General features: G+C 38.6%; 19 protein-coding genes. 14 read left to right on the top strand and 5 right to left on the bottom strand.

The features are described from left to right. The first annotated feature begins 33 nt into the window (after window positions 1-33). From tpx to E0E36_RS26420, 3 genes are all read left to right on the top strand, one after another. Complete coding sequence (tpx, locus tag E0E36_RS26430; protein WP_130858429.1) at window positions 34-531, top strand: thiol peroxidase; 498 nt, start codon at window positions 34-36, stop codon at window positions 529-531. Between the two features lie 103 nt (window positions 532-634). Then, on the top strand, window positions 635-1,414 hold the full coding sequence (gene xth / locus E0E36_RS26425; protein ID WP_130858428.1) for an exodeoxyribonuclease III: 780 nt from the start codon (window positions 635-637) through the stop codon (window positions 1,412-1,414). A gap of 175 nt (window positions 1,415-1,589) precedes the next feature. After that, window positions 1,590-2,018 carry a CBS domain-containing protein gene (locus E0E36_RS26420; protein WP_013667747.1) on the top strand — a complete coding sequence of 143 codons (429 nt, stop codon included), beginning with the start codon at window positions 1,590-1,592 and terminating at the stop codon, window positions 2,016-2,018. A gap of 58 nt (window positions 2,019-2,076) precedes the next feature. On the opposite strand, the gene E0E36_RS26415 is transcribed toward E0E36_RS26420, so the two are convergent. Next, entirely contained in the window at window positions 2,077-2,844 is a 768-nt protein-coding gene (locus tag E0E36_RS26415) for a methyltransferase domain-containing protein (protein ID WP_130858427.1), read from the bottom strand. Window positions 2,845-3,446: 602 nt separating this feature from the next. On the opposite strand from E0E36_RS26415, the gene E0E36_RS26410 reads away from it, so the two are divergent. The 9 genes from E0E36_RS26410 (at window position 3,447) to E0E36_RS26370 (ending at window position 11,555) form a co-directional block, all read left to right on the top strand. Continuing rightward, the gene (locus E0E36_RS26410) at window positions 3,447-3,854 is read left to right on the top strand and encodes a DUF983 domain-containing protein (protein ID WP_013667745.1); all 408 of its coding nucleotides are present in this window, start codon (window positions 3,447-3,449) and stop codon (window positions 3,852-3,854) included. 60 nt (window positions 3,855-3,914) lie between these two features. After that, window positions 3,915-4,772 carry a helix-turn-helix domain-containing protein gene (locus E0E36_RS26405; RefSeq protein ID WP_013667744.1) on the top strand — a complete coding sequence of 286 codons (858 nt, stop codon included), beginning with the start codon at window positions 3,915-3,917 and terminating at the stop codon, window positions 4,770-4,772. A 277-nt stretch (window positions 4,773-5,049) separates the two neighbouring features. Beyond that, window positions 5,050-5,433, top strand: a complete 384-nt coding sequence (locus E0E36_RS26400) for a helix-turn-helix transcriptional regulator (RefSeq protein WP_013667743.1) — start codon at window positions 5,050-5,052, stop codon at window positions 5,431-5,433. Between the two features lie 256 nt (window positions 5,434-5,689). Next, window positions 5,690-6,154, top strand: coding sequence for a GreA/GreB family elongation factor (locus tag E0E36_RS26395; RefSeq protein ID WP_130858426.1), 465 nt, complete (start codon window positions 5,690-5,692; stop codon window positions 6,152-6,154). Between the two features lie 475 nt (window positions 6,155-6,629). Continuing rightward, window positions 6,630-6,983, top strand: coding sequence for a YciI family protein (locus E0E36_RS26390; RefSeq protein ID WP_013667739.1), 354 nt, complete (start codon window positions 6,630-6,632; stop codon window positions 6,981-6,983). Between the two features lie 17 nt (window positions 6,984-7,000). Then, window positions 7,001-8,254 (top strand): RNA polymerase sigma factor, encoded by a 1,254-nt coding sequence (locus E0E36_RS26385; RefSeq protein ID WP_013667738.1) that lies wholly within the window; start codon window positions 7,001-7,003, stop codon window positions 8,252-8,254. A gap of 227 nt (window positions 8,255-8,481) precedes the next feature. After that, window positions 8,482-9,081 (top strand): hypothetical protein, encoded by a 600-nt coding sequence (locus E0E36_RS26380; RefSeq protein ID WP_013667737.1) that lies wholly within the window; start codon window positions 8,482-8,484, stop codon window positions 9,079-9,081. 539 nt (window positions 9,082-9,620) lie between these two features. Further along, window positions 9,621-9,899, top strand: a complete 279-nt coding sequence (locus E0E36_RS26375; protein ID WP_130858425.1) for a hypothetical protein — start codon at window positions 9,621-9,623, stop codon at window positions 9,897-9,899. 6 nt (window positions 9,900-9,905) lie between these two features. Beyond that, a complete protein-coding gene (locus E0E36_RS26370) occupies window positions 9,906-11,555 on the top strand; it encodes a PepSY-associated TM helix domain-containing protein (RefSeq protein ID WP_130858424.1) in 1,650 nt (549 codons plus the stop codon). 86 nt (window positions 11,556-11,641) lie between these two features. On the opposite strand, the gene E0E36_RS26365 is transcribed toward E0E36_RS26370, so the two are convergent. Continuing rightward, on the bottom strand, window positions 11,642-12,046 hold the full coding sequence (locus tag E0E36_RS26365) for a helix-turn-helix transcriptional regulator (RefSeq protein ID WP_013667733.1): 405 nt from the start codon (window positions 12,044-12,046) through the stop codon (window positions 11,642-11,644). A gap of 472 nt (window positions 12,047-12,518) precedes the next feature. Here E0E36_RS26365 and E0E36_RS26360 point away from each other — a divergent pair, with 472 nt between their 5' ends. After that, the gene (locus E0E36_RS26360; protein WP_130858423.1) at window positions 12,519-14,675 is read left to right on the top strand and encodes a GH92 family glycosyl hydrolase; all 2,157 of its coding nucleotides are present in this window, start codon (window positions 12,519-12,521) and stop codon (window positions 14,673-14,675) included. A 20-nt stretch (window positions 14,676-14,695) separates the two neighbouring features. Here the strand turns inward: E0E36_RS26360 and E0E36_RS26355 are convergent, their stop codons facing one another. The 3 genes from E0E36_RS26355 to E0E36_RS26345 all read right to left on the bottom strand — a co-directional run bounded on the left by E0E36_RS26355 (window position 14,696) and on the right by E0E36_RS26345 (window position 17,332). Beyond that, window positions 14,696-16,282: a response regulator gene (locus tag E0E36_RS26355; protein ID WP_130858422.1), complete on the bottom strand. Its 1,587-nt coding sequence runs from the start codon at window positions 16,280-16,282 to the stop codon at window positions 14,696-14,698. Between the two features lie 131 nt (window positions 16,283-16,413). Then, window positions 16,414-16,836, bottom strand: a complete 423-nt coding sequence (locus E0E36_RS26350; protein ID WP_013667730.1) for a VOC family protein — start codon at window positions 16,834-16,836, stop codon at window positions 16,414-16,416. 94 nt (window positions 16,837-16,930) lie between these two features. Then, complete coding sequence (locus E0E36_RS26345; RefSeq protein ID WP_130858421.1) at window positions 16,931-17,332, bottom strand: VOC family protein; 402 nt, start codon at window positions 17,330-17,332, stop codon at window positions 16,931-16,933. A 277-nt stretch (window positions 17,333-17,609) separates the two neighbouring features. Between E0E36_RS26345 and E0E36_RS26340 the strand changes: the two genes are divergently transcribed. Beyond that, window positions 17,610-20,492 (top strand): glycoside hydrolase family 2 protein, encoded by a 2,883-nt coding sequence (locus E0E36_RS26340; RefSeq protein WP_130858420.1) that lies wholly within the window; start codon window positions 17,610-17,612, stop codon window positions 20,490-20,492. Window positions 20,493-20,525 lie beyond the last annotated feature (33 nt).

The following is a 20,525-nucleotide window of genomic DNA, read 5'->3' as shown; positions in this document are numbered from 1 at the left end:
ACTATAAATCAACAATTAAATAAAATAACAAAAATGACATCTATTACATTAAAGGGCAATGCCGTACATACGGTTGGTACATTACCTTCCGTTGGGAGCGAAGCAAAAAACTTCAGGCTGACCGCTATTGACTTATCTGAAAAGACGCTGGACGACTTCAAAGGAAAATACGTAATCCTCAATATTTTTCCCAGCGTTAATACCGGTGTTTGTGCAGCGTCTGTACGTAAATTTAACGAAGACGCAGCTAATCTACCCAACACGACCGTGTTATGTATATCTAAAGATTTACCTTTTGCTCAAGCACAGTTTTGCGGGGCCGAGGGGATAAAAAATGTTGTTATGTTGTCCGATTTCCGTTCAAATTTCGGTGAGGAGTACGGTGTTGAAATTGCAGACAGCCAAATGAGAGGTTTACTAAGTCGCGCCGTAGTAGTAATTGATCCTCAGGGCAAAATCATTTATGAAGAACAGGTGCCCGAAATTGCTCAAGAACCAAATTATCAGGCCGCTTTGAAAGTTATCCAATAACATAGGATTTACTGGGTCCAATAAAAGTGAATTTAAAGTGAAAGCCGGTTACTTGTTAACCGGCTTATTACGTTAAAAATAAAAGAGGCTTAAAAATACAAAGATGAAAATAGCTACATACAATGTAAATGGTGTTAATGGCCGATTGCCCGTATTGCTTCGTTGGTTGGAAGAGGCGAAGCCCGATGTCGTTTGCTTGCAGGAGTTAAAAGCCCCTCAGGAAAAATTTCCCGAACAGGCAATCCGAGAAGCTGGTTATAATGTTATATGGCATGGCCAGAAAAGCTGGAATGGCGTGGCCATCCTCGCTCGACATCTAGATATAATAGAGTTTGGACGTGTACTTCCGGGAGATCCGGAGGATACACATAGCCGATATATCGAAGCAAGTATCAATAACATTCATATAGGATGTCTCTATTTGCCAAACGGTAATCCGGTTCCCGGACCTAAGTTTGACTATAAGCTCAAGTGGCTTCAGCGTTTAGCCAATCACGCACAGGAGTTATTGAATAAGAATATTCCTGTGATATTAACGGGCGACTATAATGTGATCCCCACCGAACTCGATGTATACAAACCGGAACGTTGGGTAGACGATGCATTATTTCGGCCGGAGGTGCGTATGGCTTTCTCCGATTTAATGACGCAAGGATGGACGGATGCAATTCGACAATTATATCCCAACGAGCGGATTTACACTTTTTGGGATTATTTCCGTAATGCATATGGCCGCGACGCCGGCTTACGTATTGATCACTTTTTGCTCAGCCCACAACTGGTTGAAAGACTGGTTGCAGCCGGAGTGGATCGTTATGTGCGTGGGTGGGAAAAAACAAGCGATCATGCCCCGGTTTGGATAGAATTGCGTGATCTACCGTAAGCAAATATGGAAATCGCTACGAATCGCCGACACAGGAGCTGTAGAATTAGTTGACTTTTTTCATTAAAAGTATTAATTTTATGGTAATTATGCATGTTGCTATATTGCCTTAGCCGATCCTTTGCTTATCAAGCCCCATACTTTTTGTTTGCCAATTACAAAACTAAGTTACGTTATGAAAACAGTTAAGTATATTCTTGAAAATAAGGCTAAATCCATCGTGTCGGTATCTCCCAATGATTCCGTTTTGGGGGCTTTACGAATTATGATGGAAAAAAACATTAGCGCATTGTTGGTCGTTGATCAAGGTGTGTTACTCGGTATCTTTACGGAAAGGGATTACGCCCGAAAAATTATTCTCAAAGGCAGGGCCTCCGCAAATACTGCCATTCATGAGGTAATGACATCAAATCCACATACCGTTGGACCGAATCATTCCATTGATCATTGCATGCAGCTTATGACTGATCGGCACTTCAGGCACCTGCCGATAGTAGAAAACGGTAACTTGATAGGGATTATATCGATAGGCGATCTTGTTAAATATATTATTGAAGATCAGAAGCAAACTATCAGCCACTTGGAGAGTTACATTAATAGTTAAGAAAAGAATTAGAATAAAAAAGCTAAGTAGGCCAACTAATGAAAACTCACTAAATGACTCAAAAATCACCTTTAATCAGTATTCTTTTAAATGCATATAAGATAGGGGAGGCGGAAAATCTCTGCTGTACACGTCTTTGATACTCTTGGATAAATAAGGTTTTGATATCGTCAGTAAAACGTTCGAAATAAGGTATTAATGCAGATCCTGAGATGAATTCGAGGAGCTCATTGCTGTTGTGGACTATTAAAGGATAAACTTTCTGAATAATATTCATTTCTTTACAACCATTTTCGAATAAGATTTGGGCATATTCATCTATACTCAATATAGGAGAGATCTTTTTCCATCCCTTTAATGCGCTTGAAAACGGCTCTTCCTGAACCATATCCAATAACATTTGATTCAGCACATTCTCCTTTTGAGAAGGCATTTGAATAGCCAGCTGTCCATCGGATTTCAGAATAGAAATCATTTTCGGTATTAAACGGGCGTGATCGTCAATCCATTGGATTGCCGCGTTGGAAAACACTAGGTCCCATTGACTTGGTTCGTTTAGTTGTTCTTCGATTGTCTTTCGCTCAAAAGAAACACGTTCGTTTTGGTAGTGTTTAGATTCTTCCAGCATTTCTGACGATGAATCTATTCCTAATACGCTTTCAGCGTTTTGGAGTTCTTCAGAAAGCATTTTGGTTAATTCACCGGTGCCGCATCCTAAATCAAGAACGGTCATTCCCTGCTTTGAATTAATGAGTGCTAAAAGATCATAAAAAGGTGCATACCTTTCCTTTTTAAACCTGTTATAGAGAGCCGGATTCCATGCCATAGTTTTTGATTTTATTCATAAAGGTAAAATTTATCCAAATGAAATACGATAAAATGGAGACCAATTAGAAGACGTCGTTCGAATGGAGGTTCAATCCGGCCAGTTTAATAAAAAGACAGTCGGTACAATAAAAGCTTTTTCTTTGTTACAAAACATTATAAATTGTTTAAAATCAGTTATTTTATGTTGTTTTATAAACTTTTAATATAGATGTTCTTCTAGTCTTTACAAAAAAATGCCAGGAAGAGGAGATTCTCTAATGCGCGTTAAGCCATGTGTTCTCTAAATAGGTGATTATGCAGCTTCTAGCTTTATGTATTATTTTATTAATGTCAACTAATCTTCGCTAGTATTATGTATAAACAGTTTATATAGATCATATTATTTATTTGATAACTAATGGTATATTTTTTACTTCTATTTATTTGGTATGCTCTGGTCTGCCTCATTTTGAGCCGTAACACCTATGGTTTCAAGAAATCATGCCATCGAATCGGTAAATTATACCATTAGCTCCGTAAATCACACCACCGGTTATAAAGTGCGTTGTTTAGTTTTGGCAAATAAAGGATAAAGATGTCCCTCAGGTTGTAAAAAGAAATATGGAAAATTCGAAAGAAATCAGTGAGTGGAGCGCTGCGCTAGAAGCGAAATGTCCACGTTGTCGTACAGGCGCCATGTTTACCGGGAAAGCTTACGGGCTTAAAATTCAAAAAATGAATGAAAACTGTCCACATTGCGGTTTGAAGTTTGAGCGCGAGCCCGGTTATTTTTATGTTGCTATGTTTGTGAGCTATGCCATGAACGTGGCCGAGTTAATCGCCGCCTGTGTAGGTACCTATTTACTAACCGGTAATTTGGAGTCACCCTGGCTGTATTTAGGTGCAGCACTTGCAGCAGCGCTTTTGCTTTCGCCATTAAATTATCGATATTCGCGTGTCATCTTGCTGTTCTGGTTAACCCCGGGACTACGTTATATACCCGATTTTGTTCAACAGCAGAAGAAATAATTTGTAGAAGTATTATTTATGCATTATGACTGACGAATAAGCGATACCTTTGTGAGACATATGAAGGCTTTCCCTGTTTATGATATTATTGGTTTGGGGGTTACGCAGAATGATGTTTTAGTTAAGCCGTTTGCTCCCTACATCCTGGAACATCAGAAGTTGTTGGTTCCCCATCGACACGCTTTCTTTCATGTAGGTTATTTTAGACAAGGACAAGGTATTCATACAATCGATTTTGAACAGTTTCAGGTAAAGCCTTTTCAGATTTATTTTATGGTGCCGGGTCAAGTGCATCACTGGAATTTTGAAGGCGAGATAGAAGGATATGTACTGAATTTTTCCACCTCCTTTTTCCAGTCGTTTTTAATGCGGTCGGATTACCTTAACGATTTTACTTTTTTTAATGGAATAGCTAAGGATTCGGTCTTGGATATTCCCTTATCGCTTCAAGGAAAGATTGAAAAGATTTTTGAAGAAATGATTAGTCTTCGGGAAACTATTAATCCAATGAATCTAGATGCTTTACGCGTGAAAGCATTAGAACTATTTCTATGTATTGGTGCCTCCCATATAGGGAAAAGCCATGGTAGTTCTTTGGTTAATCAAACAGTCATTCGGAATTTTCAGCGGTTAATAGATCAGAACTTTCAAACTTTGCGATTGCCGAAAGAATATGCGGCACTTTTATATGTAACGCCCAATTACCTAAATGCACTTTGTTCAGATATGTTGGGTATATCAGCGGGTGAATTAATTAGAAATCGTATTGTATTGGAAGCAAAACGTTTACTTGTTAATTTGGAACTCCCGATTTCCGCTATTGCGTACGAATTAAATTTCAACGATCCTTCCTATTTCACCAAGTTCTTTAAAAAATATGTCGGATTAACGCCTGAGGAGTTTAGAAAGCAGTTTTGAAGAATAACCGGCTTTATTTTTTTTGCTACCCAGCCGGTTTGCCATTGCTTTTCTACAGTAAGCTCTTTTGGGTTTATCAGTATTGCGTTTTGTTTATCGAAATTAAGTTATTGTTAATATATTTTTATCTTTTCTGTTTGTTTGTTGCCTTTATTTTATGATTTATTCTAAAATACAGGGTATTTCCTGTGTTTTTTGAAGGGTTTTCCTCTAGTTAATCACGGATTTGTCGCCTTTCTTTGTATAGAAATTGTTTTTACCGCTTAAAATTAAAAATATGGAAAAGCATTACGGTGAAATTATTGAAAGAACCATCCGTCGCAATGGCTATAGTATCAGCGAATTGTCGAGATTGATGAAAGTAAATAGAAGATCTATTTACAATTGGTTTAATCAGCCTAAATTTAAGCCTGAAATCATTTTCAAAATAGGCTGCGCTTTAAAACATGATTTTTCGAATGAGTTTCCTGAGCTTTTTTCTGCTGAGGAGTTTCAGAAAGTTTTTAATGATAGCAAGATGTTCCATATGCGATTTTTAGATGAGGAGCGTGAAAAGATAAACTATTGGAAGGACAAGTACATCAGTTTATTGGAAGAATATAACCATATTCTTGCGGCAAACAATATCCAGACGAGGACGATCTCGATTTCCGCATTATAGCAGCGGTTTTTATCAGTTGATCCGAAAACGTAGGTGCTTCCAAAGTTCGGAACTAATGTTTTGTTGGGATGACCTGTACGGTTATAGGTGTTTTATTAATGGAATTCCAATGCGTTCAGCTGGAAGATTGACTTTAGAAATTATTAAAACGGTATGATGGTTCTCTATAACACGGCCGATATGGATAGCCTACCGATTTACAATTATGTAATAGAGAAGGATCAGGAAGCAATTATTTTTTCGAAATTAGCTTCCTATGAATAAAGAATTGAATGAATTAAAAACTAAGCTGTATAAACGTTGCCATGAGATCGTGAACGAGCGTATTGATCATGCAGAGCAAGGGATTTGCTATGCAAAAGATGCAGCAACGGATGATACAAAAAGTAGCGCGGGAGATAAATACGAAACTACGCGCGAAATGATGCAACAAGAAATCAATAGAAATGAACGTCAATTGGCAGAAGCAAACCGGTTAAAATATCAACTTGATGGTGTTTCTGTTGCGTTAGCGAGTGATATTGTTCAATTGGGAAGTTTAGTGCAAACCAATGATGGCTTATTTTTTTTGGCAATTGCCCTTGGGACAGTTGAACTTTCACCCTATAGCTTTTTTGTTATCTCTCCTGTATCTCCTTTTGGACAGACGATGTTAGGAAAGCGTGTTGGGGAGTGCCTTACATTCAATAAGAGGAGTTATCAAATCTTAGCTATCGTATAAAGCCGGGTTATGCGATATTTGTACACTTAGTATAAAGTGCCTGGCAAATTCCAAACGTTGGGCCTTTTCTTTTCAGATATGCTTAACAGCAGCTTCTTAACCTTGGTTCATTTTTTTTCCTACAATTTTTTTTATCCCATGGGTCTATTTTTCGGCACTTTTACGACTCATGCCATCATTTCAAAAAACACACGGTTATCCGACCCGATAACCGCTGAACTCCTTGTTTATTGATGAATGCAACAATAAATAATCTTTTCTAAATTAGCCGGCTGTATATAGAGAATATAAAAAACTTCGTCTGTTGTCCAATTTTTAAAGTTCAAATGTCTTCTCGTTAAAGCAGATAAATAGAAATAATGAAGACATGGCTTAGCTCCTTTGATGTCCATTTCAACAGTAGTTACGTAAACTTTATCTTTGAACCGATGAAGTCGAAAAAGAATTTTTTATTGTAAATCAAAAAACGAAAGTAATGAATGAGTTTTTATTAATATTCCGTAGATCCTTTATTGGCGAAGAGGCACCATCGCCCGAACAATTGCAGGCTAGTATAAAACCTTGGCAGGATTGGCTGGGGAATATCGCCGCACAAAATAAACTCGCTAGACCATTGCAACGTTGGGATGCCAAAGGAAAGGTGGTTACGAGTAGCAAAACCGTGATTAACGGACCTTATGCCGAAATCAAGGAATCCATTGGTGGCTTAATCATTATAAAAGCGTATGATTATGACGAAGCTACTGAGATCGCAAAAGATTGCCCCATCTTACAGATGGGGGGAAATGTAGAAATAAGGCTAGCTGTGCCGGCCGATTATCATGAATAAAGCTGCTTGACCGGACAATGCACAACAGCGAGCTTTTGCCACATTTATTTCGTACAGAGTACCGTAAGCTGGTTTCGGTACTCTGTTATCTGTTTGGTATAGAACATATAGAAATAGCGGAAGATATCGTAAGCGATACATTTCTTTCTGCCAGTGAATCATGGAGTATAAAAGGAATTCCTGATAATCCCACCGCATGGCTATACACGGTTGCTAAAAATAAAACAAAAAATCACCTAAAACGGAGTAACTTATTTGAGCAGAAATTATCACCTGATTTAAAGCACATTACCGATAAAGTTGAAGAACTGGAAATTGATTTATCAGAAAAAAACATTAGTGATAGCCAGCTGGCAATGATCTTTGCGGTCTGCAATCCTTGTATTTCAAGCGAGGCGCAAATTTCTTTAGCCCTCAATCTGTTATGTGGCTTTAGTGCACAAGAAATTGCAAACGCTTTTTTAACAAACAAAGAGGTAATCTATAAAAGAATTCAGCGAGCCAAAGAAAAGTTAAAAGATGAAAATATTAAGATTGAGCAACCTAAAATAACTGAAATTAATGCTCGATTGGATACCGTTTTAACGGCGTTATACCTGTTGTTTTCAGAGGGTTATTATTCTATCTCTCATCACACCGTCTTGCGTCGGGATCTCTGTGCTGAGGCTATGCGTTTAACCTATTTGTTGATGGAGAACCATCACACAGACAAACCCGCAGTAAGTGCTTTGTTATCACTTATGTGTTTCCACTCATCGAGATTTGACGCTCGTATTCGTCAAAACGGAATGATGATTTTGTATGACGATCAAGATGAGCAACTCTGGAACAAAGAGCTGATCGAAAAGGGGATTTATTATCTGAACCGAGCCTCCCAAGGTAGTCAACTAACCAAATATCACTTAGAAGCAGGTATTGCCTATTGGCACACGCATAAAGAAGATACAAAAGAAAAATGGGAGAATATTTTACAGTTATATAATCATTTACTCATTTTGGAATATTCACCCATAGCAGCCTTAAACCGAACCTATGCGTTGGCTAAAAGTAATGGAAAGGAAGAAGCTATTAAGGAGGCAGAAAAATTAAACCTTGCAGATAATCCTTTTTACTATTCATTACTGGGAAATCTGTATACGGGATTGGATAATCAAAAAGCAGTAGCTTATTATCGAACCGCGTTAGTCTACACGCAATCAGATGCTGACCAAAGCATTCTCAAAAAATATATTGAGCAGTTGTTACACAAAGTGGACCCTCTCACTAAGTAGCAATCTTTCTGTTTGTCAATCAAATTGTTCAATAGCGAACAATCCATCGTTCATTTTCGAACAGTGTAACCTAATATTTTATAATTTATTTAATTGATAATCAGTTGTTTATTGTTTTGGAACGATAATGTGAATTATTGGCATAAATGGTCATTGGGGCTAAAACATGGTTGATGATCTCGATCGTTCCAATGTGGAAAATAAGATTAACAATAAATAAAGAAAGTATGAAAACGTTAGTATTAAGTAGTCTAATAGCAATTGCAAGCGCTGGTAACGCACTTGCTAATCAAACGACAAGTGGCGCTCACGAGAATTTCAGAAGTGGGCCGGAATTAGTGATACCAGCCAAAATGATAGACGATCTAAAAAGTCAAATTGAATTTCATCAGCGAAACATTGATATTCTTTGGAACCAGTACGACCTCATGGTTGCCCGTATTCAAGGCAGTAAAGGAAACCGAATGGAACTCCAAAGTGATAAAGCCTATTTTATCAATGTGCATGAGCAAAATATCGGAAAGGGAATCGCAGTAGAAGAAAGTAAAAAGGCGATTGAAGAAATTGAAAAAAAATTTCAAAAGGAACTTGCTAAACGAGAAGCTTATGAAGCAAAAGAGATCGCTCGCATGCAACGTTCATTAAAGGAAGCGCTCACATTGGAACAAAGAAAAGTAGCGAGGCTGCGGAAGAAGAATGCCGACATAGCGAATCAAGAAGCGTTATCAAAATTACAAGAGTTGGATCGCTACTTTTCGCAATCAATTCAACGTATAGCCGATCTTCAGCAAAATCCCTACAAAATAAGTATAGCGGCTGACAAGTAATTTCCCTGTCGGAGGAGTCGTTGAATAATGTTGGCAAAGAAAGTTGCCCTAAAGTAATATGAAGCAATCTGTTAGTCAAGTTACAGGTTGCTTTTTTTGCTTGGAAGGAAAATACTTATTTAAAGCTTGCTAAAGACACTTTTTTGTTTACCTTTGTATTGTTTGTAATCAATCTAATTAATAATAGTAAAAAATCAGGCGATTATGTACAGTACAGTTTTTATTTTACTTCTTATTGCCTTCTACCTTTTATATAATCTTTCTCAACGGGTTCCGAGTAAGAATAAACCGGCCCGGGCAATATACTTCAGAGAACGAATTATTTTAACACGAATGCTTAGCTTAATTTTGATCCTGGTGACATCGGTTTTGTTGATTAACCGATTAGGAATAGGGGCTGGTATTTTCTGTGCAATGCTGCTATTGATGGTGTGCGCCAGTTTTGTTGTGGTGTTGTCACCGTTACGTTATATTCGATGGCACCATTTACTTGCCATTTATTTTTTTTCCATTGTTCTTGAAACCTTTATCTTTTAGTCATGCCAGCTAATAAAAAATATTTAACTTCTTCACCGTGGCAAAGATGGATGAAAATCAGTGCGGGTTTTTTCGGTGGATACGGTGTTATGATCTCGTTCTTCTTAATGCTCGCTTGTTTTCTCGAAAAAAAGAATGTTATTGTAACTGGCGCCGTAGTAGGCTATGTGCTTTGGGCCTTACTATTGCTTTTCGCTTTCCTCTCGAGGTCGTGGTGGAAGCCGTGGATCATCTATTTAGCGTTAACCATCGTCTTTTTATTACCCTACCTACTAAAATAGCACGTTATGAATAACCGAAACTACAATATTTATTTCCATACCCACACGATAAGCGGCATTATCATAGCATCGCTATTATATGTTATTTTTTTCGCCGGTTCATTTTCTTTTTTTAAAGACGAGATCAGCGCTTGGCAAAGCGGCAAATCAGTAAATGAAAAACTATCTCACGGATTACCCTATCAACTACTCTTGGATTCCCTTGATTCAAAATACAATCTTGCAGGTAGAGATATTAACTTTTACCTTTACCCCAACACGAGTCATTGCTATATAAATATAGCGCCTTCTAAGGACACGCTCCATAATCCTAAAGCAAAAGAGCGGGCTTATATAGGGTATGATTTTGCTGAGCGTAAGGAAAAAAGTTATGAAGAATCGTATGATATGGGCGAGTTTCTCTATCGTTTGCATTTTTTGGCCCAACTCAATCAGGCGATCCCCCTACGAATAGGATACCCCATTGGCTATCTGATTGCAGGTCTGGTGGCCTTTCTCTTCCTGTTTGCGTTAATTACGGGCTTATTGCTACACTGGGACAAGTTGGTTTCCAATTTTTATCTATTCAGACCCTGGTCTAAATGGAAGACCCTGTGGACAGATCTACACACAGTTTTGGGCGTAATCGGTTTTCCATTTCAATTCGTTTTTGCCCTTACCGGTATTATCTTAATCATTAATACCGTTTTTTTGGCACCCTTTAGCCAACTACTCTATAAAGGCGATATGGAAAAAGTATTTCAAGATTTGGAATATGCGACAGCTGCTGAAGCTACTTTCATCGGCAAGCCGTTAACGTCAACGCCCAATATTCAAGAATATATGGATCAAACACAGAAAAGATGGCCAGGTGCTTTCTTCAATCGTGTAGCTATTAAGAACTATGGCGATGAAAGTATGTTACTGTCGATCGAGTCAGAGGCAGATCGTAAACAAAGCTTTGCAGGAACCGGACAAATTACTTATGAATTGAAGACGGGAAAGGTCTTGACCCATCGTTCACCCTACGATACGCCAACCTACATTGCATCGGTTAAAAGCTTTATATATCGATTGCACTTTGGTGACTATGGGGGGTATTTTGTAAAACTTGTTAATTTTATTTTGGGAATAGCGGGTTGTGTGGTTATTATATCCGGTATCTTGATCTGGCTGGTTGCGCGCGACAAAAGCAGTGTCGCTTCTTATAAGAGAAAATTTAATTTTTGGTTGTCTAACGTTTTTTTAGCCATCTGTCTAACGATGTTCCCTGTAACCGCTTTTTCATTTATCCTAATCAAGTTCATTGGTAACGTAAATCAAACCTTAATCTACCAAATTTACTTTTGCAGTTGGCTGGTAATTAGCCTATATTATATTCTTAGGAGAAATCTCAGGCGTACTAATGCAGAGACTTTACTTTTAGGCGGTATATTAGCTTTGCTGGTTCCTGTTGTTAACGGCGTTTTTTCCGGTAATTGGCTATGGAATACCTGGGCTCGACATGCAACGGATATTCTGCTAATTGATCTACTTTGGATATCATTAGGATTGGTGGCGCTTATAGCTTTTGCAAGAATCAAAAAATATCAGGCCTTAAAAGCGCCGGTTGAGAGAATCAATCAAGTTCCTGTCCCTGATGATCAACAGGCTTATACCGGAGATTTAACATATTGATAAAAGGCCACTGTAATTTTGCAATAGCCTTTTCTGTATTATGATGTGCACATGAATGATAAAGGGTGAGAATCTTGGTTTGTTCCTTACAGTTGCTTTAGACTCATGTAGGCACTTGTAGGCGCATCCTTGCCTTTTATAGCCAAAATTTCGTTATATTCCTCTAACAAGGATATATATTTATCCTTCCAATAATTTATTTTTTCCAATTCACTCGCTAAAAAATCGTCACTGAAAGATCTGCTTTTGCTAAATGCCTGCTGGAAATCCGCAGGTGAGAATAACTCGGGAAATTCGTTCGAAAAATCGTGTTTCAAAGCACAACCGATCTTAAAAATAATTTCAGATTTAAACTTAGCTTGATTAAACCAATTGTAAATAGATCGTCTATTTACTTTCATCAATCGCGACAGTTCGCTAATGCTGTAACCATTACGTCTGATAGTGCGTTCGATGATCTCGCCATAGTGTTTGTCAATATTATTTCTCATTTGGTTGATAATTTTGTTAACACAAAGAACTGGGTAAAAAAGTGTAAAAACTAGAGGAAAAAGGAGAGAAATAAACGGGGTATTTCCTGTTTTTTTACCACATATTACCATAATATATGAAATAACTGTGCCTCCTCGCGGCATTTTACGCATGATCATAGGTTGCTACTGCTAATTTGAACCTACGAGCTGGATTAATCGGAGAACATGATCTTGAAATGTTAAAGATTGTTAAGGTTTTGCAAAAAAGCCAACGATGGCGTAGTTTTGTGATATCATAATTTAGGTTTATAATTGGTTAATAAAGCCTTCAATCTCCCCGATTGAAGGCTTTTCTTTTGACAAGTCTTCATAAACGTCCTTTTCAAATGTAATCTCCTGAGTTTGCTAAATCGATTTTGTAACATTTCTGGTGCATTGTAAGTATAAGAACCTGAATGTATATATTTGAAAAGCCAAGCATAAATATAAGATGAATAGCCAAGCAAAAAAAACCTTAATCTTTACAATGATTCTATCGTTTATCGCTCTTTTCGGTAGGGGGCAAACCAAACAGAATTATATACAGTATGTAAATCCTTTCATCGGTACTGCGCCACTTACGGATTCAAAAATTCTTGGTTATGAGCTTCCTACAGGTTGGAGGTCATGGGCAGGTCTTACATTTCCGGGAGCTTCTTTGCCTAATGCTATGGTTCAATTGAGTCCGATTACGGAATATGGTTCAGGCGCCGGCTACGAATATGAAGATACAGTAATTTATGGTTTTACTCATACAAATAAAGGGCATTGGAATCTTTGTAATATTCCCATACTTCCCATATCTAATCCCGATGATTCTTTCGGTTCGAAGTTCACACATAAACGCGAGCAAGCCGCACCTGGATTTTATCAAGTATTTTTAGATGATTATCAGGTTGATGTTAAATTGACCACAACGCTTCGCTGTGGGTACCATTCATATGATTATAAAAATACCATGAACCGACAGATACTCTTCGATCTTGCCAAGGCAAATAACCGAGTGTCGGCGTGGCAAATTGATCAAATAGATAGTAGAACGCTACAAGGATATCAACAAACAGGTGAGCGCATATATTTTTATGCCGTTTTGAATACGGATATAAAAAAGCTCCAGAAGAATCAAACAGAAAAGTCAAAGGGCTTCGCTCTTGTTCATTTAACAAATGAAAGTAAAGCACCTGTTGAACTTAAAATAGGTTTGTCATTTGTTAGCATGGAAAACGCTAAACAAAACCTTTTACAGGAAATAGGTAATAAAAGCTTTGTTGAAATTCAAGAGGAGGCTAGCCGTCAATGGAACGAAATATTATCTTCTATAGAAGTAACAGGGGGAACAAAAAAACAAAAAGAAATGTTTTACTCATCCCTATACCGGTCTTTGTTATGGCCTGCTTTACGTAGCGACGTGAATGGAGAATTTACCGACGCAAAAGGAAACGTGGATAAAGCAGATTTCAACTATTATACTGAACCTTCCCTTTGGGACACTTACCGGAATAAGGACGTACTCCTCGGGTTACTTGCTCCGCAGGTCGCATTGGATGTCATTAAATCAATGAAAGACGTGGGAGATAAAACAGGGTTTATTCCAACTTTCTTTCATGGTGATCATGGAGCTTCTTCTATAGTTGGCGCTTATTTACGTGGCATCAATGATTTTGATGTTCAAGGAACTTACAAACTATTATTACGGAATGCAAATGCGTCAAATGGTGCCCGCCCTTATGTAGATGAGTATATACAGAAAGGTTATATATCGGATCCTGACATCGCAAACCCGCATGTTGAAACAAAAGGGAAAGCGGGTGTTTCAAAAACACTCGAGTACGCTTATGATGATTATTCGCTTGCGCAAATGGCAAAAAAACTGGGCGATGAAGTCAATTATAAGCGTTTGATAGCCCGTTCAAAGAACTACAGAAACGTATTTGATCCAACGACAAAGCTTATGCGGGGCAGATTAGACAATGGAGACTGGATAACCCCTTTCAATCCGCAATACCCTTATTATGAATACATGTATAGAGAAGCCAATGCTTGGCAAGTGTCTTTTTTTGCACCGCATGATATGGAAGGACTGATTGAATTATACGGTGGAAAGAAAGCGTTCGAGTCAAAACTAGATTCGTTATTTACCATCCCATGGAATCCAACTTATATAGCAAGAAACGTTGAAACAATGATCGGACAGTATTGCCATGGAAACCAGCCTGACCATGAAGCACCTTTCGCTTATTATTTTATAGAGAAGCCCGAAAAATCGCAACGCATTATCGATTATATCTTAAATAATCTCTATGGTATTGGTGATGAGGGGCTAGCCCTTTGTGGAATGGATGATGCAGGTGAAATGTCCTCATGGTATGTACTGAGTGCATTGGGTCTATACACATATTCTGCAACGGATCCGACTTACCTTGTGACCGTGCCACTTTTCGATAAAGTGAAATGGCATCGAGCCGCCGGAAAAGAATTGACTATAATAAAAGCCGGTGAAGGACGGGCGCTGAAAAACATTATAGTCAATGATAAACCAAATAAAGGTTATTTTGTATCGCACGATTTGTTTCTTAAGGGGGGTGAAATAAGAGTTGAAACTAAATAATGAGGGAAGCTTTGTATTTGCTAATACGTATCGATAGTTTTCGGAAGCGAAATTTTTATTGCAGTACCTATACCAATTTGGGAACTGCAATGTATATTTCCCCTTAACATTTTTACTCTGTGCTTTATGGTGAGTAAGCCGGTAGCATTGTTGTCTTCTTTTTGAATATCAAAACCGATACCATTGTCCGAAACAGTTGCATTGATAAAACCTTCATTTGAATCATAGATTTTAATAGAGGCTTCGGTAGCTTGCGAATGCTTAACGATGTTCAAGGCGAGTTCTTGAACAATACGATAAACGGCTAGCTGAATCTCTTGGTCAGCCGGTGGGACTATGGGTTCGATTTCTGCAACGAAATTGCAGGGGCCGGTAAGTTGACTACAGATATTTTCAATAGCAGCCTCCAATCCGAAATCTTCTAAAATGCTGGGCATAAGCTCATGAGAAATTCGTCGGCTTTCTCGAATACAATTGGCAAGAAGTAATTCCGCATTTTTTAATTTTTTTCGGTTCTCCTCAGTCGAAAAAAGGGAATCGCTTAAATCAATCGTATCTAAATTCAGCTTAATGCTAAATAGCATCTGTCCGAGTCCATTATGTAGATTCTCCGAAATCCGCCTTCTTTCTTCTTCTTGGGTCCGAAGTGTTACGCGAAAAATTTCTCTTTGTTGTCGCGCTTCCATCTCTAACTGTTTTGCCTTCATTTGCTCATTCTTTATCTGTAACTGCTTTTCTGCTGTCATATCGTCCGCTATTACGATCAACAAATCATGAAGCTTATTCGCTTTAAATCGCAAGCAGCGATTTTTTCCATTTGTTTCGTACCATCGTTCAAAACTAGTTGATTGCCCCGTATAAACAACTTCTTTAAACAGGTCCAATACATCGAGCTTCGAAGCAGTAGGAAATAATTCGCGATAACGTTTTCCAATAATATCGTGCTTTGGTCGATTAAGTGATTGGCACATTAAATCGTTCAATAAGAACATTTCAAAATCATCGATGGAATTATCTGCAGCATAGCATGTTTTATATACAGCAATCGAGCTTGGCACGCCGTTAAAAACAGACTGTAGAAGCTCTTCACTGCTCTTAATAGCCTGATAGGCTTGGTTTCTCGTTCTCTTAAGCGTGATATGCGCTTTAATTCGTGCCAATAATTCGGGCGGAGTGAAAGGTTTTACTAAATAATCGTCAGCACCGGCGTCGAAACTATCAATTTTTGACGCTTCGCTCGCTCTTATGGAAAGTAGAATGAGTGGGATATCATGTGTTCTCGGATCTTGACGTAACGCCTGCAATAGCTGTATTCCGTCCATCCCAGGCATTATAATATCGCTTAATATTAGGTCGGGTCGTGTTGTTTTTGCTAGCTCAAGAGCCATAATGCCATTCTGAACTACGGTTACTCGATATTGTGTCTTAAGTAAACAACTAACATATTCCCGCATATTGGCATCATCATCTGCGAATAAAACGTGAGGGAGTGTCTCGAGGGAAGCTGAGGTGTTGATTCCGTCACTCGCATTGATCCTTTGCGGTGCTTCCATTCTATTGCCGTCCGTTTGCTTTTTGTTGGCAGCAAGGAACCATTTTTTAGCCATGGTAAAATATCTTTGTTTTTACCATAACAATTCTGGCATTTGAAGGTTCGCGAGTTTTTCAGGAAGCGGCGAATAATCGTTAGGAAGTGGGCAGATGATTCGTCTCCCACTCCTTCAATACTTAAGATTTGTTATTTCGCCTTTTCGTTATAATTGATCATCCAACGAACACCGTACCTGTCTTCAAATGAACCAAAGTAATCGCCCCAAAACATGTCTGCCATAGGCATTTCGACTTTTCCTCCAGCCGACAATCCGTTAAATAATCTATCCGCCTCTTCGCGACTATCAGGTGTGATACAGATATAGTTGTTGTTTCCTACGTTTAATTGATGACCTGCTGATTTTAGACAATCGGAAGCCATTAAAAATTGTCCCTCACCAATGGGAATAGAGACATGCATCGCATAGTTTTTTTCATGGTCAGGAAGATTTTCACCTCCTGGAGCCGCACTCATTTTTTGGATAAATAATTCACCGCCAAAAACTGATTGATAGAACTTGAATGCTTCTTCTGCCTGGCCATCGAAGTTCAAATAAGGATTGAGTTTCATATTATTTATTTTAATTAGAGGTTATTAGCTGTTAGCTATAAAACTATTAATGTTTTATGTGTTACACATTACTAAAGGGTTAAATTCTCTTTCATTACTCCATTGAATACAAGCCAAAGAGGTTGCCCTCTGTATCCATGCACAGAGAACAATAGCCGTATTCGCCAATAGAAAATTTCGATTTATGAACTTTTCCTCCGGCCGCTTCTACACGGCTCTCTTCTATACTGCAATCTTGGCAGGGAAAATAAACGATGGTATTGACGCAAGCACCGTCGCCTTCTTTTGTGCCGGGCATTTCTATCAGTGCGCCGCTTACCTTATCGGTCTCCTCATCAGGCGAAGAAAAGAAAGTCATCTTCATTTCTTGAGGCGCTTCGCCTGGTGCGCATTCAGCATCAAAGAACGTTCTATTTAAAACTGTCCGGTAAAACGTCTTTGCCCTTTCTAGGTCCCGGACATATATTTCAAACCAGCATATAACATTGTTTTTCATAATTCAGTGTTTTATTTTTTGTTAGCTATTTTTTTTTGTCTTATTATCGTATAACAAAGGTATTACCTATTTATGAGAATAGAAGAGGCTCTTTATGCCATTTTTAGGGTGTATTTAAGACTTCCTTTTATAAAGGATAAATGAACTGTTTTGTTTTGCATATGAACTAAATCTCCCCATTTTTCCCGACTCAATAAGGTCTGCAACAACGCTATACATTTGGGTCTTAGTCGCGCTTGGCGGATAATCTAAACAATATTTTGTTTAATGCACAAAAATGCTGAAAATTGTAAAACTAACACTTATCATTATCGAGCCAATAATTATGCTTCAGCAATATAGAATTTCCGTAATCGCTTTTTGTAGTAGACCACAAATAGGTCTTATAAGCTTCTTCCTTTTGTGCTTTCTGTCGGGATCAACGGTATTTAGTCAGGAAACAGTGGTCAAATATCTTTCAGGAACGGACAAAGATCATACTAAAAATTGGGATTTTATGGTTTCTTCCGGTGCAAAAAGTGGGCAGTGGACGACGATTGAAGTGCCCTCGAATTGGGAAACCCAGGGTTTTGGAACCTACCACTATGGTTGGGAAGAAGATTTCAGTAAAAACGAAATCGGTTATTATAAGTATCGATTTCCCAGCAACCCGACGTGGAAAAATAAAACCATGAAAATAGTCTTTGAAGGTTCAATGACCGATACAGAAGTGAAGATTAATGGTAAAATCGCGGGAGCTATTCATCAAGGTTCCTTTTATCGATTTAAATATGATATCACTAAATTACTGAAGAAAACGGGTGATAACCTTTTGGAAGTTAAAGTCAGCAAAATATCGGCCGATACTTCGGTCAATCGTGCCGAACGGATGTCAGATTTCTGGGTGTTCGGCGGTATTTTTCGTCCCGTATATTTAGAAATTACGCCGCAGACACATATAGAATGGACAGCTATTGATGCTAGAGCAGATGGCAATTTCGTGATGGACGTATACACAGAAGGAAAGTTAGCACATGGATATGTGGAAGCGCAGATAAGCGATTTAGACGGAAAGCTTGTTGGCGAAGCATTTCAAGCGAAACTCGATCACAAATCAGGGAAAGTAACACTGAATAATAAAGTAACTAAACCTGCATTATGGTCGCCTGAATTTCCCAACCGTTATCAGGTAGTTGTTAGATTAAGAGACTATAAAGGCAAAATCATTCACAGCAAGGTCGAAAAGTTTGGCTTTCGAACCGCTGAGTTGAGACGTGGAGAAGGTTTTTTCGTGAACGGCGTGAAAGTGCGTTTTAAAGGCGTTAACAGACATAGCGCATGGCCTACCTCTGGCAGAACAATGAGCAAGGAAATCAGTGAGTTAGATGTTAATCTTATAAAAGACATGAATATGAATGCGGTTCGTATGTCTCATTATTCTCCGGACGCTCATTTTTTAGATATTTGCGACTCGCTCGGACTGTTTGTGATTGATGAATTGACAGGCTGGCAAAAAAAATACGATACCAGCGTCGGACGTAAATTACTTAAAGAAATGGTTATGAAGGACGTAAATCATCCTTCTATCGTTATCTGGGCTAACGGAAACGAAGGGGGGAATAATCACGAGCTCGTTGCCGATTACGCAAAATATGACCCACAAAAGCGCACCGTTATACACCCATGGAATAATTTTGAAGGTACCGACACGCAGCATTACAGAGCTTATGATTGCTGTGTCGGATCATTGTATAATGGAAAAGAAGTATTTTTTCCTACTGAATTCTTACACGGACTCTATGACGGAGGGCACGGTGCCGGGCTGGAAGATCACTGGAACCTGATGAGAAGTAAACCATTATCTGCGGGAGGCTTTTTATGGTCCTTTGCAGACGAAGGGGTTGTGCGGTTGGATCAGGAAGGACGCATGGATATAAAAGGTAACTTGGCACCCGATGGAATACTTGGACCTTATCGTGAAAAAGAAGGGAGTTTTTATACTATTAAAGAGATTTGGTCACCTATAAAGATAGCTCTTGATAAGCTTCCCCAGAACTTTGATGGCTTACTTCCGCTCAGCAATGATTACCTTTATACCAATCTCAATCAGATTAGGTTTAGCTATGAATGTCGGCAATTACCGACACCATATGAATCGGATACCACCGTGAAAATTCTTGAGAAAGGTGATTTACAAGGACCCAATGTAGAGCCTCAGCAAAACGGCTATTTACGCTTACCCTTTCAGCATGATTTAGCGAAGACCGATGTGTTAGCACTTACCGCTAAAGATCCTTATGGTCGGGAGATTTTCACTTGGACTTGGTCACTAAAATCACCAATTGAAATGAATGAAAGATGGCTCAGCACAAAAATAAGCTGGCCTATTTCCGTTGACGAAGCTAATAATACTTTACGTTTACAATTGAATAAAACTACCATTGCCTTTGATACAAAAAGTGGCTTACTGCAAAGTGTGATTAGTAACGGCACGGTAATTCCTTTGACTAACGGCCCGCAATTGGCGGTAGGAAAGGCATCTTATGTAGGTATGAAACATTACAAAAAAGGAGACAGTCTTTATGTGGATGTTCAGTATACCGGTGCTTGGAAGAAGGTTCGTTATATATTGGCTCCGAACGGTTTATTAACATTGGAATATGCATACAATGTTTATAATTCCAATCCGCATAACGAGTATCCCTTTTTAGGAATTAACTTCAATTTTCCTGAAAATTTAATTACCGGTGTTCGGTATATGGGACGAGGCCCCTATAGGGTATGGAAAAATCGGATGAAGGGAAATAGCTTCGGTGTTTGGAACAAAAAGTACAATAATACGGTCACGGGCGAATCATGGGATTATCCGGAGTTTAAGGGCTATTATCGCGATTTCAACTGGGTTGTAATAAAAAATAAAGCAAAGGATTTTATTGTATATAACGGAAGTGATAAACTGTTTTTGCGGTTGTACACGCCGGAAAAACCAAAAGGCGCAAGGAATGAAAACAATTCTCCCGATTTTCCTGATGGTGACATTTCATTTTTGCACGCGATTAATGCCATCGGTACCAAATTTGACCGGGCTGTGGATCACGGACCTCAAGGACAACTGAATAGAGTGGGCTTTAACGCCATTGAAGGGAAACTAATATTTGATTTCGATCCTAAATTGCAGTAGTAGCCTTGCCTAGACAGCCTCGTGTGAAAGTCG

The sequence above is a fragment of the Olivibacter jilunii genome (assembly GCF_900607235.1).
Taxonomy (GTDB): domain Bacteria; phylum Bacteroidota; class Bacteroidia; order Sphingobacteriales; family Sphingobacteriaceae; genus Olivibacter; species Olivibacter oleidegradans.
This window is presented reverse-complemented; position numbering and strand designations above follow the sequence as displayed.